Annotated in this window: 12 protein-coding genes; 6 read left to right on the top strand and 6 right to left on the bottom strand. The window is 72.0% G+C overall.

Annotation, left to right across the window (positions count from 1 at the left end; genetic code table 11):
* Positions 1 to 43 precede the first annotated feature (43 nt).
* A complete protein-coding gene (locus tag ACZ7L5_RS38960) occupies positions 44 to 1,570 on the bottom strand; it encodes an aldehyde dehydrogenase family protein (protein ID WP_471523112.1) in 1,527 nt (508 codons plus the stop codon).
* A 289-nt stretch (positions 1,571 to 1,859) separates the two neighbouring features.
* Between ACZ7L5_RS38960 and ACZ7L5_RS38955 the strand changes: the two genes are divergently transcribed.
* Positions 1,860 to 3,143, top strand: coding sequence for a YhgE/Pip domain-containing protein (locus tag ACZ7L5_RS38955; RefSeq protein WP_471523110.1), 1,284 nt, complete (start codon positions 1,860 to 1,862; stop codon positions 3,141 to 3,143).
* A gap of 39 nt (positions 3,144 to 3,182) precedes the next feature.
* Here the strand turns inward: ACZ7L5_RS38955 and ACZ7L5_RS38950 are convergent, their stop codons facing one another.
* A complete protein-coding gene (locus ACZ7L5_RS38950) occupies positions 3,183 to 3,605 on the bottom strand; it encodes an SRPBCC family protein (protein ID WP_328879797.1) in 423 nt (140 codons plus the stop codon).
* Between the two features lie 138 nt (positions 3,606 to 3,743).
* On the opposite strand from ACZ7L5_RS38950, the gene ACZ7L5_RS38945 reads away from it, so the two are divergent.
* Entirely contained in the window at positions 3,744 to 4,634 is an 891-nt protein-coding gene (locus ACZ7L5_RS38945) for a bifunctional helix-turn-helix transcriptional regulator/GNAT family N-acetyltransferase (protein ID WP_471523108.1), read from the top strand.
* Between the two features lie 38 nt (positions 4,635 to 4,672).
* Here ACZ7L5_RS38945 and ACZ7L5_RS38940 read toward each other — a convergent pair whose 3' ends face one another.
* The 3 genes from ACZ7L5_RS38940 to ACZ7L5_RS38930 form a co-directional block, all read right to left on the bottom strand.
* Complete coding sequence (locus ACZ7L5_RS38940) at positions 4,673 to 5,419, bottom strand: hypothetical protein (protein WP_471523105.1); 747 nt, start codon at positions 5,417 to 5,419, stop codon at positions 4,673 to 4,675.
* Between the two features lie 153 nt (positions 5,420 to 5,572).
* Complete coding sequence (locus tag ACZ7L5_RS38935) at positions 5,573 to 5,956, bottom strand: hypothetical protein (RefSeq protein WP_328879800.1); 384 nt, start codon at positions 5,954 to 5,956, stop codon at positions 5,573 to 5,575.
* Positions 5,957 to 6,029: 73 nt separating this feature from the next.
* Positions 6,030 to 7,874 (bottom strand): hypothetical protein, encoded by a 1,845-nt coding sequence (locus ACZ7L5_RS38930; protein ID WP_471523103.1) that lies wholly within the window; start codon positions 7,872 to 7,874, stop codon positions 6,030 to 6,032.
* A 265-nt stretch (positions 7,875 to 8,139) separates the two neighbouring features.
* Between ACZ7L5_RS38930 and ACZ7L5_RS38925 the strand changes: the two genes are divergently transcribed.
* Genes ACZ7L5_RS38925 through ACZ7L5_RS38910 form a run of 4 tightly spaced genes read left to right on the top strand, consistent with a single transcriptional unit; the run spans position 8,140 to position 14,999 of the window.
* A complete protein-coding gene (locus ACZ7L5_RS38925) occupies positions 8,140 to 8,523 on the top strand; it encodes a CU044_2847 family protein (protein WP_471523101.1) in 384 nt (127 codons plus the stop codon).
* Positions 8,496 to 10,676, top strand: a complete 2,181-nt coding sequence (locus ACZ7L5_RS38920) for a VMAP-C domain-containing protein (RefSeq protein ID WP_471523099.1) — start codon at positions 8,496 to 8,498, stop codon at positions 10,674 to 10,676. The genes ACZ7L5_RS38925 and ACZ7L5_RS38920 overlap by 28 nt, the downstream gene beginning before the upstream one ends.
* Positions 10,673 to 11,623 (top strand): AAA family ATPase, encoded by a 951-nt coding sequence (locus ACZ7L5_RS38915; RefSeq protein ID WP_363035524.1) that lies wholly within the window; start codon positions 10,673 to 10,675, stop codon positions 11,621 to 11,623. Before ACZ7L5_RS38920 ends, ACZ7L5_RS38915 begins: the two co-directional genes overlap by 4 nt.
* A gap of 22 nt (positions 11,624 to 11,645) precedes the next feature.
* Complete coding sequence (locus tag ACZ7L5_RS38910; protein ID WP_471523097.1) at positions 11,646 to 14,999, top strand: SAV_2336 N-terminal domain-related protein; 3,354 nt, start codon at positions 11,646 to 11,648, stop codon at positions 14,997 to 14,999.
* A 97-nt stretch (positions 15,000 to 15,096) separates the two neighbouring features.
* Here the strand turns inward: ACZ7L5_RS38910 and ACZ7L5_RS38905 are convergent, their stop codons facing one another.
* The gene (locus ACZ7L5_RS38905) at positions 15,097 to 16,086 is read right to left on the bottom strand and encodes a malate dehydrogenase (RefSeq protein WP_471523095.1); all 990 of its coding nucleotides are present in this window, start codon (positions 16,084 to 16,086) and stop codon (positions 15,097 to 15,099) included.
* Positions 16,087 to 16,504 lie beyond the last annotated feature (418 nt).

Below are 16,504 nucleotides of genomic sequence, written 5' to 3'. Positions count from 1 at the left end.
CGTGCGAGGTCTTACGGGGTTGAGAGGGGCGGGACCGGACCGGTCAGCCGGCGAACCAGCGGACCGGCTTCGGCGCGAGGTTCTGGTAGACGTGCTTGCTCTCGCGGTACTCGGCGAGTCCGGCGGGGCCGAGTTCGCGGCCGACCCCGCTCTTGCCGAAGCCGCCCCACTCCGCCTGCGGGAGGTAGGGGTGGAAGTCGTTGATCCAGACGGTGCCGTGCCGCAGCCGGCCGGCGACCCGCCGGGCGCGGCCCGCGTCGGCGGTCCAGACGGCGCCTGCGAGGCCGTACTCGGTGTCGTTGGCGAGGGCGATCGCCTCGTCCTCCGTGCGGAAGGTCTCGACGGTGAGGACCGGGCCGAAGACCTCCTCGCGCACGACGCGCATCTCGCGGTGGCAGTGGTCGAGGACGGTCGGCTCGTAGAAGTAGCCGTTCACCGGGCGCTCCGACGACGGTTCGGGCCGCCTGCCGCCGGAGCGCAGCACCGCGCCCTCCTTGAGCGCCGAGTCGACGTACGCCTCGACCTTGGCGCGCTGCTGCTCGGAGACGAGCGGTCCGCACTCGACGCCGTCGGCGGTGCCGCGGCCGAGCCGGATCCGGCCCGCCCTGCGGGAGAGTTCGGCGACGAAGCGGTCCCTGACGGACTCCTCGATGATGAGGCGGCCGCCGGCCGAGCAGACCTGGCCGCTGTGGATGAAGGCGGCGTTGAGGGCCTGGTCGACGGCGGTGTCGAAGGCCTCGTCGGTGGCGCAGGCGTCGGCGAAGACGACGTTGGGGTTCTTGCCGCCGAGTTCGAGGGCGACCTTCTTGACGGAGGGCGCGGCGGCCTGGGCCACCTTCGTGCCGCTGACCAGGCCGCCGGTGAAGGAGACGAGGTCGACGTCGGGGTGCTCGGCGAGCCGGGCGCCGACGGTGTGGCCGGGCCCGGTCACGATGTTGGCGACCCCGGCCGGCAGCCCCGCCTCGACGAGCAGCTCGATCAGGGCGATGGTCGTCAGGGGGGTGATCTCGCTGGGCTTGACGACGAAGGTGTTACCGGCGGCGAGGGCCGGGGCGATCTTCCAACTCGCCTGGAGGAGGGGGTAGTTCCAGGGGGTGATCAGCGCACAGACACCGACCGGCTCATGGACGACGACGCTGTGGAGGTCGGGCGAGCCCGCGTCGACGACCCGGCCCGGGGCCTCGGCGGCGACGAGGTCGGCGAAGTAGCGGAAGGCGTCGGCGACGCAGTCGATGTCGACCCGGCCCTCTTCGACGGTCTTGCCGGCGTCGCGGCTCTCCAGCAGGCCGAGTTGCTCGCGGTCACGCGTCAGCAGGTCGGCGACGCGGCGCAGCAGGGCGGCGCGCTCGGCGACGGGCGTGCGCGGCCACTCGCCCTGGCCGCCGTCGAAGGCACGGTGGGCTGCCGCCACCGCCAGATCGGTGTCCTTCTCGTCGCCCTCGGCGACCACGGCGAACGGCGTGGCGTCCGCGGGGTCGAGGATCTCGCGCGTCGCGCCGGAGACGGCCGCCCGCCACTCTCCTCCGATGTGGAGGGTGCCGCGCGCCTGGAGTTCCGTACTGTCCGCCATGATCGGTGTTGCCTTCCGTTCCTGTTCAGAGCCCCTGTGTCACACACGTGTCACTCACGGGACCGAGTGCGCCTGCCCCCGACCCTCGAATGCATGCGCGATCCGCGGTCGAAAGTGCGCTGCGTCACGGAAGATGCGAACAAAAGCGACAAAAGCCAGCGGATTCCTCCCCCGCTCGGCGCAGCGTGTCGGGGCGGGAGGCCGGCAGCGCCGGAGCTATCGTCGCGGTCCGACCGTCGACATCACGGCGAGGCCGGCGCGACGTCGGATCGGAGCCGGACGGAGTGCCATGACATCAGCGGGGTCCGGGCAGCAGCAGCCGCGCGCACGCGCGGTCGTCGTCGCGCGGCACGGAAGGCTCTGGTTTGTGCCGACCGTCCTGTCGGCGCTGGTGGCACTGTTCCTGTCGCTGCTCTACATGGGCGGCATCGTCAATCCGAACGACAGCCTGCGTGATCTGCCGATCGGCCTGGTCGACGCGGACGAGGGCCCGCCGCTGCCGGGACAGCGGCAGCCCGTGGGGGCACAGTTGAGCCGGGAGGTCATCGCGGCGACTCCGTCGAAGGCGGTGCAGTGGCGCAGGCTGAACCAGGCCCAGATGCAGGAGCAGTTGGCCGCGGGCAAGATCTACGGCGCCCTCGTCGTCCCGGCCGACTTCACCAAGTCGGTGGCGGCCCTGACGACCTCCCGTGCCACGGCACGTCCGGCCCTCACCATCCTCACCAACCCCGGCCTGGGAAGCCTCGGTTCGTCCCTGGCCAACCAGATCTCCCAGCGCGCCGCTCACCAGAGCTCCCTGAAGATCGGCCGACAGCTGACGGACCAGGCAAAGGCCGGCGGTTCCGACGCGACGCTCCGCGCTCTGCTGGCCGACCCGGTCACCGTCACCACCCGTGTGGGCCACCCGATCGGCCGCCACAGCGGCCTGGGCCTGTCCGCCTTCTACTACACGCTGCTCCTGGTGCTCACCGCGTTCGTGGGCGGCAACATCATCAACAACGGCGTCGATGCGGGCCTGGGCTACACCGACAACGAGATCGGACCCTGGCACTCGCGACGCCCGACGGTCCCGATCAGCCGTACGCAGACCCTGTTGCTGAAAATGATCATGTCTGCCGGCATTGCCGTGCTCACCACCAGCCTGACCATGGTCGCCACGGTCGCGATCCTGGGCATGGACGCGTCACATCTGCCGTTGCTGTGGATCTTCTCGTACTGCGCCAGCCTGGCCGTGGGCCTGGGCGTGCAGGCCATCAACGCGGCCTTCGGCGGCATCGGCCAGGTGGTGTCCATGTTCGTGTTCATCGCCCTGGCCCTCCCGTCCTCGGGAGCGACGGTGCCCCTCCAGGCGGTCCCCGACTTCTACCGCTTCCTGGCCCTGTTCGAGCCGTTCCGCCAGGTGACCGACGGCGTGCGCGCCATCCTCTACTTCGACGCCCGCGCCGACGCCGGCCTGACCCGAGGCTGGACCATGATCGCCATCGGCCTCGCCGTCGCTCTGCTCTTCGGCTTCGCCATGACCCGCTACTACGACCGCAAGGGGCTGCACCGCCTGGCCCTCCAGGAGGCCTGAGTGGCGCGTGTGCCGCAGCCGCTGCCTTCGCCCAAGTGACTACATGGTGTGCAGGGGCTCCTTGAAGGACTTGCGGAACACCGGCCCGGCGAAGGGAATGATCGGAGACATCATCTTCGCCTTGAGCGAGGTGGGATGCCGTTCGAGGTCGACGTCGATGCGCGTGCCGTCATCCGTGGGAGTCATCTGGAACTCCCACCCACCCGAGCCGAAGGGCTTCGAGTCGCGGGTCGTGACAGTGACGTGGTTCGTCGACGGGTCCCATTCGTAGCGAGCCCGCTCCCACGATTTTTCATTTCCCTCGGTGACCTCGGCCCAGGTGTCCCCCCGCTCGTGGACCTGGAAGTGCTCGGCGTCGATGGAGGGCCACTCCTCGACGCGGGTGGGGCTGAAATTGGTCAGTACCCCCATGACCTCGGATGGGCTCATCGAGGAGTTCACGTGGAAATGCAGGGATGGCATGACCTGCTCCTTCGTTCGAGAAGACCGCTGAAGGACCACTTCTCAGGATGCACCCCCGCCCAGCGCCGCGCACCGGCAGGTTCGCGGCCCGGCCGGGGTATGGACGCCCGCGACACCTTTGACTAAAGTCAAAGAAATATGGAGCCAGTGACGACGGACCATGTGACGGCCTTCCGCCGCTTCAACCGTTACTTCACGCGCCGCATCGGCGTACTGGACGACCACTACCTCGGCCAGGACCGCCCCCTCGGCGAGGCCCGGCTGCTGTTCGAGATCGGGGACGGCGCGTCCCTGCGGGAGCTCAGGAGCCGGCTCGGTCTGGACGCCGGGTATCTGAGCCGGATGGCCAAGGCGCTGGAAGCCCAGGGCATGGTCAGGCTGAGCGCGCACCCGCAGGACAACCGGTCGCGCATGATCGAGCTGACCCCGGCGGGGCGGGTGGAGGTGACGGAGCAGGACCGGCGGGCGGGCGTGGCCGCGGCCGGGCTGCTGGCCGGCCTGAGCGCACCGCAGCGCGCCGAACTGACCGGGGCGATGGCCACCGCCCAGCGGCTGCTGCGCCTCGCGGGCATCACCGTCGCCCTCGTCGACGGCGCCGCACCGGACGCCCGGTCCTGTCTGGACGCCTACGCGGCCGACCTCGACGAGCGGTTCCCCGAGGGGTTCGACAAGGACGACCTCGTACGGCCCGAGGAGGTGTCCGGCGACGCCGGCGCCTTCTTCGTCGCCTACGAGGAACGCCGCCCCGTGGGCTGTGGAGCGCTACGGCGCCTCGAACCCGGCCTCGGCGAGATCCGCCATGTCTGGGTGCACCCCGACGCCCGCCGCCTGGGCCTCGCCCGCCGTCTCCTCGCCGCCCTCGAACAGGAGGCCTCCGCACGGCACCTGACCGCGGTACGCCTGGACACGCACACCGCGCTCACCGAGGCGCAGGCGATGTACCGGGCCTGCGGATACACGGACATCCCGGCGTATGACGACAACATCTATGCCAGCCACTGGTTCGAGAAGCGGCTGCCCACCCCCTGACCGCCCGCTGCCCCACCCGCTGACCGCCCCTGAAGGCTTCAGCTCGGCGTGAACGCCGCCCTGACCGTCTCCAGCGTCTCCTGCGTCCCGGGCCAGTCCTCCGTCGTGCCGCGCACGACCATCGCGTACAGGCGCCCGTCGTCGGTCTGGAAGACCCGGTCGACGGCCTTGACCCGCTCGCCGAGGTCCTTGCTGTCGTACTCGTAGACGAGTTCGCTCGCATACGTCTCGCCCGGGACGGCTCCCCGGCTGACCTGGGTGAAGCCGGGCTGCCCGGAGAGGCTGTCCACGGCGATGTCGAGGGCGTCGTCGGGGGTGTAGCCCGGTTCGACCACCTCGAAGATCTGCAGCAGGCCGAGTTCGTCGGGCGAGGTGTAGAAGACGACGGCTCCGCCCTTCTGCTCGCTGCGGGTCCAGTCCTCGGGGACGACGGTGGAGAAGCCCGAGGGATCCTCGACCGCCCGGAACCCGCCGGGCACCTCGGGCGACTCGGAGGCCGCGGTGAACGGGTCCTCGGAGGTGGGAACCGGGTCGGACGAGGCATCCGAGGGCGGTTCGGACCGGCCGTCCCGGGACGTGGTGGCCGTACTCGACGCGGCGCCGCCCGCCTTGTCGTCGTCCCCTGCCCGGTCGACCGCGAGCCAGGTCGCGAGCGCGGTGACCGCGACCGCCGCGCCGACCGCGCCGGCGATGACCCTGTTGCGGCGGCCACGCGGGGCCCCGGGCGGTACGGCGGGCGGCTGCGGCCAGTCGGGGCCCGGGGCAGGCGGTAACGGCCCGCCCACCTGTTCCCCGGCGGGCCACTCCCCCGGCCCTCCGGCCGTCGGCGGCCTCTCGGGCGGCGGAGGCGGGGCGGAGGGACCGCCTGGGCCCACCGGCTCCCACGACTGTGTGTCCTTGTTCCACCGGACCTCGCCGGCGCCCCCGCCGCGCATCGCTCAGCCCCCGATGAGGCCGGCCACGGCCGTGCCGAGGGCGGTCGCGGAGGTGATCGCGCCGAGGACTCCGCTCGACGCCTCCAGGGCGGTGCGGAGCCGCTCCAGGACGCCGGGCTGGGCGCGGCCGGTGGTGGTCACCTGTCGCTCGGTCTCGTCCAGGCTCGCGGAGAGCTCCTCCGTCTCGGAGGTGGCGGGATACCTCTTCAGGTCCTCGCTGAGATCGCGGACGGCCTTCAGCAAGGCCTGATGCGACTCGTCGGCCGGCGCCGACATCGAGGTGTACGCGGCACTGGCACCGGCACCGACGGCGATGCCGTTGCCGGTGACGGATCCCCCGACGTACGTACCGGAGCCGGGTCCGTCGGCCGCTGGCGGCTGGTTCATGTGGTCCCTCCGTTGTCTGCTGCTGTTCGACGGGCTACTTCGACGCGCTATTTCGACGCACTGCTCCGACGCGCTATTTCGACGCGCCGCCGGCACCGGCCGACGAGGCCGGGGGCGGCTTGCCCGCCGGGGAGCCGACCTTGCTGTCCTTGCCGATCGCGATCCCGTTGCCCTGCACGTTGCCTCCGACGAAGGTCCCGCTGTTGTTGAACACGTTGGTGACCTTCTGCTCGAACTCGGCGACCTCGTACCCGGCGTTCCACAGCGCCTCACCCACCCCGCTCGCGATCCGGTCCTGGATGGACTTGAGATAGCGGGCGATGTCCATCTCCTGGAAGAGGGTCGCCCGGTCGTCCGCGCCCAGTTCCCGCACGGAGGCACCGGGCCCGTCCGGCAGCGTGTCCGCGTGGACGTCGGTGAGCTGCCGCCACGTCTGGGCGATGGCACGGGCGAGGACCCGCAGGGCGTCGCCGGTCGCGGCCGGGATGCGCAGCAACGCAAAGAGGTAGCGGCCGAAGCCGCCGCGGTGCAGATGCTCGTGCGCCTTCCTGTCAGCGGTGGCGAACAGCGCGTTGACCGGCGGCAGTACGTGCGGGGCGACCTCGAGCATCAGCATGCCGCCCTGGGTGTGGACCCGGACGAAGACGGTGACGACGATCTCCTCGTCCCACCCGCCGACGCGCACCCGCAGGAAGTGCCGCCGCTGCTCGCCGCCTTCCTCCACCGCGTCCGTGCGGTGCATCAGATACGTGTCCTTGGTGTACGGGAAGGCCATCCGCCCCGGCAGCCCCTCCGCGGGCAGGAACACGCACTCGTCCACGACGAGTTCGCGCAGCCGGTCCAGCACGGCGTCGGCGGCCTGCGGGGAGGTGCGCGCCGAGGGCTCCCGCAACTGCTCCACCAGGGGCTTGATCTTCTCCAGGACCGTGGCGTTGTCGAGCGGCTCCGCGGGCGTGGGCGTGGCGTCGGTCTTCCTGAGCGCGTCGAGGGGGGAGTCCCCGTCGCCGGCCGTGCGGGGGCGCAGTTCGATCGACAGGGACCACGGTTCGAAGGGCAGTCCCGCGCCGCGGAACGGCTCGGCCTTCGTGTAGAGGATGAGCGGCGCGTGCTGCTCCTGGCGGATACGCCGGCTCAGTTCGCCGAACCGAGGTGCGGATGCCGCCTCGGCCGGGTCGTCGGCGACGTTCGGGAAACGCTGCTTGGACAGCTCGCCCGCGATCGTGCGTGCGAACTGGCCCCGCTGTCCCACGCTGAGCAGGGCCAGCAGCAACGGCAGCGCCAGCAGGCACGCGGCGGTGAAGCGTCCGGGTTCCGCGAGGGTCGCGTTCAGCAGGTCCAAGGGGGTGCCGAGGTCGGCGCCGTCCGACGAGTCGAGGAAGCTGTCACCGGAACCACCGTAGGAGTCGGACGCGTACTCGTCCGGACCGGCGATGAGCAGCCGGAACAGGGTGACGTAGACGAAGAGCAGGGTGAGACGCCCGTACCAGCGCAGTACGAAGGCGAGGAGCCGCCGGAACATGGCGAACTGCGGGAACTTCCCGTCGATGTCACGGCTGCCGCCCAGCCGGCGGCCCAGCGCGATCAGGAGGATCGGCCAGATCACCACGGTGATGTGGAACTTGGTGAGCGCCGCCACGACCACCCACAGGGCGATCATCCCTGCCGACCACGCCACTTCCTGGCGGCGGGAACGCAGGGCGTGGGCGAGGACGCGGGCCGCGTCGTAGCCGTAGGAGGGCGCGGCGAACCGCTCGCGGTGCACGTACAGTTCGTCGATCACCGCGTCCCGGTAGCCGACGTGCAGATACGTCCCCGCACAGAGCAGGCGGCACGCCTCGCTCCGCGCCGGGTCGACCGGACGGCGCGGCCCGGATCTCGGCTCTTGCCCCCGCTGGGGCGGGAGCTGCGGCTGGGTCATGGATCGTCCCCCGATTCAGGAACCAGTCATGGCAGGTTGCCCTGTCATGGCGCGACCAACTCTCTTACCCTGCACAGGAGTTGACCGCATCAGGATCGACTAGCATAGGCCACACGTGTGACACGGGTCACCCGAAGCCGCGGTCTCCCCCCTTCCGCTCACGTTTCCTGCGCAGCGCCTGCACCAGGCCGGTGCCGAGGGAGTGGGTCCGCGGTGAGTGGCGAACTTGGCCTCCTGTCACGGGAGTTCAGGCCACAATGTTGCGGTGTCCACCTTCTTGGAATCAGAGTTCGACGACGGAACGGCCGTAAGGTTCCTCCTCGCTCCAGCAGCGGCCACCGGACAACCCTCCGCGCAGGACGACGACCTGCCCGAGGGCATGGGGCGGGCCGTCCCCGTCGCCGCGGGAGGGCGGGCCGCCGTAGCCAACCTCGCCGCAGCGACCTTGCGCGGGGCGCTCAGGCCGCTCGGGCCGCTGCTGCAGGAGGTGCACGACGTGGCGTCCTCCGTGCCGGATCCGCCGAGCGAGCTCAGCGTGACGTTCGGCGTCCAGGTCGGCCAGGACCTCAAGCTCGGGATCGTCGGTGGCAACGGGCAGGCGCACCTCACCGTCACCGCCAGTTGGAAGCCGTCACCCGGCGCGGAGTGATGGTGGACTGGTTCAGGCAGGTCGGGGCAGCGCCGGACACCGAGGGGAGATCCCGCGTCGCGTCGGTGCGCCGTACGACCGACGGCAAGACGGCCGGCGCGGCAGTGGCACTCGGCGGTGACGCGATGCTGACCTGCGCGCATGTCGTCAACGACGCCCTGGGCAGAGCGCTGTTCGAGACCCGGCCGCCCGGGCTCGACCCGCTGTTCGTCGAGGTGCAGGGGGCGCGGAAGACGGAGCGGTACCCCGCGCGCGTGGCGCACTGGATCGCCCCACGCACACGCGAGGGCACGGCCGTGCGGGACGGCGACGGGGAGTGGCTCGGCGATCTGGCGGTACTGCGGGTCGACGCGCCGCCCGTCGGCATGCCCGCGGCCGACCGGCGTACGGCCATGGTTCCCGGTCAGCAGGTGCGGGCCTGGCACGGCAGCGGGCACAGCGCGACCTTCGCCGATCTACGGGTCGCCGCCCTCGACGGCTCCGTCGGTTACCTCGACGGCAAGGCCACGGGCATGGCGGTCGGCCCCGGCTACAGCGGCGGCCCGCTGTGGTGCGAGGAGGACGGAGCCGTGGTCGGACTCCTCGCCGCGCATTTCATGCCGCCGTGCGATCCCGGCGGGGCCCCGCTTCCGCACAGCCCGCAGCACATGGTCCGACGCAGCTGGGCGATTCCCTGGCAGCAGGTCGAGGCCGAGCTGCGGCCCCTCGGCGTCCTCTCCGAGGAGGGTGCCGAGCCCGCCGATCCGGACGACCCCGCCTTCGGCATGCTCGTGACCGCAATCGGGAACGCCCTGCCGTCGCCGTACTCGCTCGGTGACACCGCCCGCCAACTGGCCCTCGCGTGCGGCGTCGCACAGGGGAGCCCGGTGAGCCCGCCCCCCATCGAGGAGTTCGCGGCGTTCCTGCTCCGCGATCGCCGCGCCCTGGCCGCCTTCACCGAGATCCTGCGCCCCAGGGACCCGATGGCGACCAACCGCGTGCTGGTCGCCGGCCGGCTGTCGGAGACTCCGCTGCTGCTCTCACCGCGCGAACACCGTCGCCTCCACCAACTCCTGCGCAACGTCGACCGGTCGGTGCTCGACCGGTTCCCCGAGGCGGTGCGCGAGGCCACCAAGCGGGTCGCCGCCCTGACCGACGGCGCCACCCTGGACGTCCTGCTGGACGACCTGGAGAAGCTGCCCGGAGACGGCCACTCGGACGACGGCGAGACACGGGTTCCGGCCCTGCTGCGGGTCGTCGAGTACGTCGCCGCGCTGTGCCCGGCGCCCCGGCAGGCGGAGCTCCGGCTGTGGTCGGACGGCGTGGCGGGCCGGCTCGGTATCCCGGGCGCCGCTGTCAGAGAGCGGCGCTCGGACGCCCAGGACTGGGCCCGCGTGCTGCGCGGCAGTGTCCGGCGCAAGCGTGTCCTGGTCCAGGTGGCGCGAGCCGGTCGGGGGCGGCACCGGCTGCGCATCTGGTGCGACGAGGGCACCGGCCCACGGCAGGTGTCGGTCGACAGCGCCGCCTCGTACTCGGCGCCCGAGGCGGCGCGCGAACTGCTGCGTGTCATGGAGTCCCTCACCCCCTCGGACCGTGACGTCGGCCGGCCGCTGGTGGAGGTGCTCGTGGACCGTGCCGACCTGAACCTGCCGATCGACGAGTGGGCGGCCCAGGTACCCGGCGAAGTCGTGCCGGGCATGCTGGGCGTGGAGTTCCCGCTGGTCGTGCACTGTCCGGAACTCCTGCGCCGGCACGAGCGTTTCCTACCCGACTGGCGTGAGCGGTGGAGCCAGCTCGACTCCGGGGAGACCCTGGTCGTATCGGACGCGTCGCAGGACCCGCATCAGATCTACTACGAGCTGATGGGCCGGCTCGACACGGTCCGGGTGTCCGTCGACGTGCCCCCGGGGCCGCGCGACGCGATCGTTCAGATCTGTCTCGCCGTGGGCATACCGGTGGTGGTGTGGGACCGCGGCCGGGACACCCCCTCGCATGTCACCAAGCACATGGCGGATGTCGCCACCCGTGAACTGCCCGACGGAGTACGGGTCTACCGGGCCAACGCCCGGGGCACCCGCGCCCCCGATTTCCCCGGGCGCCCGGTCCTGGCCTGGGCGGACGCCGACCGTACGGTGCCCCGACTGCACCTGAGCGAACCACAGGAGAGCGCATGACCTCCGCTTCCGAGGCCGACTGGCGCCTCTTTCGCGGTGACGGCGTCCCCCGCGCCGTCACCCTGCCCTCGGCGCCGCCGTGGCGCCGGTTCAGCCCGGCTCCGGCCCTGCGCCCCGAACTGCCGTACCTGATCCAGCCGGAGCACGCCGACGTCGTCAACGCCGCCCTGCATCTGCGCCGACCGCTGCTGGTCACCGGGCCGGCCGGCACCGGTAAGTCGTCGCTGGCCCGGGCGGTCTCGCACGAGCTGCGGCTCGGCGAGCTGCTGCGCTGGTCCATCAACAGCCGGTCGACCGTACGCGAGGCGCTCTACCAGTACGACGCGATCGGCCGCCTGCGCGAAACCACGCTCAGCCGCGACCGGGGCGAAAGCGAGCCGTCGATCGGGACGTTCATCCGGCTCGGCCCGCTGGGCACGGCCCTGGTGCCGTCGGCCACACCGCGGGCGCTGCTGATCGACGAGATGGACAAGGGCGACGTGGACCTGCCCAACGACCTGCTCACCGTCTTCGAGGAGGGGTTCTTCGACATCCCCGAACTGACCCGGCTCCCCGAGGACATGGCGGATGTCGAGGTGCAGACCGCGGACCACCGGGGCTCGGTGACGGTTCACCAGGGCCGGATGCAGTGCGCCGAGTTCCCGGTCGTGGTCATCACCAGCAACGGCGAGCGCGAGTTCCCGCCGGCTTTCCTGCGCCGCTGTGTCCGCCTCGCCCTGCCGGTCCCCGACGAGGCACGGCTGCGCGCGATCGTCACGGCCCACCTCGGCGAGGAAGCCCTGCGCGACGCGGACGAACTCATCGAGGCCTTCCTGCGCCGCCGCGCTCCCGGCGAACTGGCCACCGACCAGCTCCTGAACGCGGTGTTCCTGCGTACCGGCGGTGTCGACCTGGACGCGGAGGGCCTGCTGGACGCCGTGCTGCACCAGCTGACCGGGGCGCTGTGACGGCGGTGTGGACGGGCGCGTCATGAGCGTGGGTGGGGGCGGGGCGCGGCTCGTGGCGGCTCTGCGGGTGCTGGCGGCCTCCGGAGAGGAGCTGGACGCCGACCAGGTGCTCGACGTGCTGTGGCTGGCGCGGCGGATGCCGGGCGGGGACGACGCGCCGCTCAACCGGCTCGCCCGCGTCGAGCAGCCTGCGCCGCAACCACCGCCCACCGTCGAGCCGGAGGGGGCCACGCCGCCCCGGCCCACACCGGAGCCCGACCCCGACGACCCGGACCTGCCCGACCTCACCGCCCCCTCCCTGTACGCGGCCGCCAGGCAGACCCCGCCGCCCCTTCCCGGGATACGACTGCGCCAGGACCCCGAACCGGGCAAGGCGCTGCCCGTACGGGTGCCGGAGGACAAGGCACTGACCCGTGAGCTCGAACTGGGGCGAGCGCTGCGACCGCTGCGGCGCAGGCAGGCCAGTCCGCACCGGCGGGAGATCGACGAGGAACGCACCGCCGCCGAGCTCGCCGAGACCCTGCTGCCCGACGTGGTGCTGCGACCCGTGCAGGAGCGCTGGCTGCATCTGGCACTGCTCGTCGACGACGGCCTGTCGATGCTGCTGTGGCACCGGCTGGGTGCCGAACTGCGCACCCTGCTCGAACGCCTGGGCGCCTTCGCCACCACCCGCGTCCTCGGCCTCGACTCCCGCAGCGTCTCCCAGCCGCGCCTGCACGCCCGCCCCTTCCGGCCCGACAGCACCCCGGTGCCGCTGAGCGCGGTCGGCGACCCGTCGGGCCGCACCCTCGTCCTCGTCATCAGCGACGGCATGGGCGGCTCCTGGCGCAGCGGTGCCCTGCACGACCTGCTCTCCTTCTGGGCCTCCCGCGGCCCGGCCGCGGTGCTGCACACCCTGCCGTCCGGCCTGTGGGAAGGGTCCGGCATCCACGCGGAGCGGTGGCAGGCCACGACTCGGCGGATCGGCGGTGCCAACACCTCCTGGGAGATCACCGATCCTGTGCTGCCGTCCGACCTCGCCCGCTTCGACGGCGTGCCGGTCCCGGTCCTGGAGCCGACGGCCGCCTCCTTGCGGGACTGGGCCCACCTCCTCGCCTCGCCCGGCGCCACGGTCGAGCTGCCGATGCTGGCCCGGCCGCTCCGGTCGGGCACCGTCGCTGCATCCGCCGGCCAAGGGGATTTGCAGCACTTCCGGGACGCGGCCACGCCGGAGGCCTACCGGCTCGCCGCCCATCTGGCGGCCGTGTCGCCGCTCACCGTGCCGGTCATGCGGCTGGTCCAGACAGCGGTCCCGTGGCAGGCGCGAACCTCCCATCTCGCGGAGGTCTTCCTCGGCGGCCTCATGCGGCCGCATCCCGCGCCGGTGTCCGGGCCGCTGCACGCCAAGCACCAGGTGTTCGACTTCTCCGACTCATCACGGTCGGCGCTCCTCGACGCGGTCCCGCAGTCCGAGCTCCTGAGGACCAGCCGCAGCATCGGGCGGCGCCTGGAACAACTCGCCGGGGTCTCCCCCGACTTCCCTGCCTGGCTCGCCCACCCTGACGGCTCGGCCCAGCTGCCGGGCTCGCACCGTCCGTTCACGAATGTCGAGCGCAGACTGCTGACCCGGTTCGGGGTGTCGTTCGACCGGGACGTGCACGGGCTGGAGCGAGAGCCGGGCCGGAACGGCCCCACGGCGGACGGCTGGCAGCCGCTGACCGACGACGATCCCCGGCAACTGGGCCCCTACCGGCTGCACGGCCGACGACGGCTGCGCCGGACGGTGGAGTACGACGGCGTCCATCGGCAGGGCACCCGCGCCATGGTTCGCACCGCCCGGCTCGATCTGCCGGTCGGCGCACACGAGTTGATCTCGCTGGAGGCCGAGGCGCTGGTCAGGCTGAACCGGCAGTACGCCCCCGCAATGCTCGCGCAGGGGCGCGACAACAGCAGCGGCCGGCTCTGGCTGGCGACGGCACCGATCCAGGACGACTCCGGGACCCAGCCGCCGCCACGGCTCGCGGAGATCTTCAACCAGGCCCACACGACGAGAACCGCCCCCTTCGACAAGCTCACCGCACTCCTGGTCGGCTGGCATCTGGCGAGCGCCGTGGCCCTCTGCCACCTCCACGAGATCGTGCCCGCGGACCTCAGCGCCGAGAACATCTTCGTGCTACGGCGCACCGTGCTGCTCGGCGACCTGTCCGACTGTGCCGTAGCCGGCCGCTACGCGGGTACCGGCCCCGTACCCACCCCCGAGGACAACGTGCGCGCGCTGGGCGATCTGCTCCAGCTGGTCAGCAGCAAGGCGGGCCGGGAGCTGCACCGGCATGTTCCCGGCCCCGAGGGCATGCATCTGTGGCAGGGCGACACCTGGGCACGGCTGCGGCGGGTCGTGCTGCGCTGCCTTGACCCGGATCCGGCCGAGCGGCCCTCCGCGGGCGAGGTCGCGGACGTCCTGGCCAACTACATCGCCCAGTCCCGCGCCGAACGCCCTCCCACGCCCAGGTCGCCCTCCGCAGGCAGGCCGGCGGTGGACGCACCACTCGCGCTGCCGCGGACCACCGTGCCGCCCACCGGAGTTCCGCCGATCCGCCCGCCACGGTTCGGCTCCGCCCGCCGCGAGCGGGAGGCCCGGCTGGCCCGGCTGCGGACACCTCTGAACCGAGCCAGGCGGCTCACGCTGATCGGCGCCTATCACTACAGCGGCCGGGCCACCACGACCATGGCGCTCGGCTCCCTCCTCGCCGCCGTCCGGGGCGAACCCGTGCTGGCCCTCGACGGAGCGGCCGACGAGGGCGCGCTCGGCTCCTTCCTCACCCGCCGGAACCCCGCGACCGTGCGCGATCTGGCCGACCTTCCCGCCGAGGCCTCGTACGAGGAGGTCGGCGCCCGCACCACGCACCTGTCGTCGGGCCTGGAGGTCGCTGCGCACCCGCCGGGCCACGTCCCCCCGAACCTCGCCCACACCCAGGCGTACACGCATGCCTTGGCGCGGACGGCGCCGTACTACTCCTTCGTCCTCACCGACTGGGCCCCTCTGCGGCTCGACCGGTCGGCCGACACCGTCCTCGATCTGACCGACCGGCTGATCCTGTGCTGCGGCAGTGCGGGCTGGTTCCTCGACGCCGCCTGGCGGGTGCTCGACCAGCTGCGGGGCAGCGGGCGCCGTCAGCTGGCGGACGAGGCGATCGTCGTGGTGACGCGGGTGGAGGGGGTCTCCAGCCGACCGGTACCGGCCGATCTGCCCGGCCGCTTCGACATCGGTGCCGACCAGGTCGTCGCCGTCCCGTTCGACAAGGCGCTGCACTCCCCGGGCTTCCGGGAACTGGAGCAGCTGCGGACGCCGACGCTGAACGCGTTTCTGGACCTGGCCGAGTTGGTCGTAGGGGGCTGAACGGGGCGACTGAGAGGGAGCGGGGATGCGGACGCACCGATCCCCGGGCAGCCGTGCCGCCCGGGGATCGGTGTGAGTGAGTGCCGGCTCTCGCCTGTCAGATGAGGCCGAGGGAGCGGACCGCCTCGCGCTCCTCCTCGAGCTCCTTGACGGAGGCGTCGATGCGGGCGCGCGAGAACTCGTTGATGTCCAGGCCCTGGACGATCTCGTACTTGCCGTCCTTGGTGGTGACCGGGAAGGAGGAGATCAGGCCCTCCGGGACGCCGTACGAGCCGTCGGACGGGATGCCCATGGAGACCCAGTCGCCGTCGGCGGTGCCGTTGACCCAGGTGTGGACGTGGTCGATGGCGGCGTTGGCGGCGGAGGCCGCGGAGGAGGCGCCACGGGCCTCGATGATCGCCGCACCGCGCTTGGCGACGGTCGGGATGAAGTCCTCGGCCAGCCACTTCTCGTCGTTGACGACCTCGGCGGCGTTCTTGCCGGCGACCGTGGCGTGGAAGATGTCCGGGTACTGGGTCGCGGAGTGGTTGCCCCAGATCGTCAGACGCTTGATGTCGGCGACCGTCGAGCCCGTCTTCTTCGCGAGCTGGGTCAGCGCGCGGTTGTGGTCGAGGCGGGTCATCGCGGTGAAACGCTCGGCCGGTACGTCCGGGGCCGCGGCCTGCGCGATGAGCGCGTTGGTGTTGGCCGGGTTGCCGACGACCAGGACCTTGATGTCGTCCGCGGCGTGGGCGTTGATGGCCTGGCCCTGGGGCTTGAAGATGCCGCCGTTGGCCTCCAGGAGGTCACCGCGCTCCATGCCCTTGGTGCGGGGGCGGGCACCCACGAGCAGCGCGACGTTGGCGCCGTCGAAGGCGACGTTCGGGTCGTCCGAGATGTCGATGCCCGCCAGGAGCGGGAACGCGCAGTCGTCGAGCTCCATGGCGGTGCCCTCGGCGGCCTTGAGCGCGGGGGTGATCTCAAGGAGGCGCAGCTTGACCGGCACGTCCGCGCCGAGCAGCTGGCCGGAGGCGATGCGGAAGAGCAGGGCGTAACCGATCTGGCCGGCCGCGCCGGTGACGGTGACGTTCACGGGAGTGCGGGTCATGGCGTTCTCCGTATGACAGCTGGCGGTGAGGGCATCCCTGCCCCGGGGTACGGGACGTAGAGATGATCGATCTCTTGGCGTCGAGAGATCCACCGGTCAGGCTATCGCGCCTCCGGGATCTCGCACGGCCGGGTCCGTGTGGCCCGGCCCACAGAAAGCCGCCACTGGGGCAAAAGCGGCGGCCGCCCGGTCCGGGAGAGGGTGGACCGGGCGGCCGCCGGGTGGGGGTACCGGTTGCCGGACTCCCGTGGGGGTACCGTGCGCGTGCCCACTTTGCCGGCGGCCATTCCTGTCCGGCCCGAAATTGTTTCGGGTCGCTCCTTCCGCCCCGGTCGCCCCGATCCCCCGGCCCCTCCGAACGCCCGACGCCGGCCAGGCTGCGATTGCCTGACCGGCGTCGAGATGCCGCTCCGTTGCC

The organism is Streptomyces sp. NPDC107528, from assembly GCF_055639295.1.
This window is presented reverse-complemented; position numbering and strand designations above follow the sequence as displayed.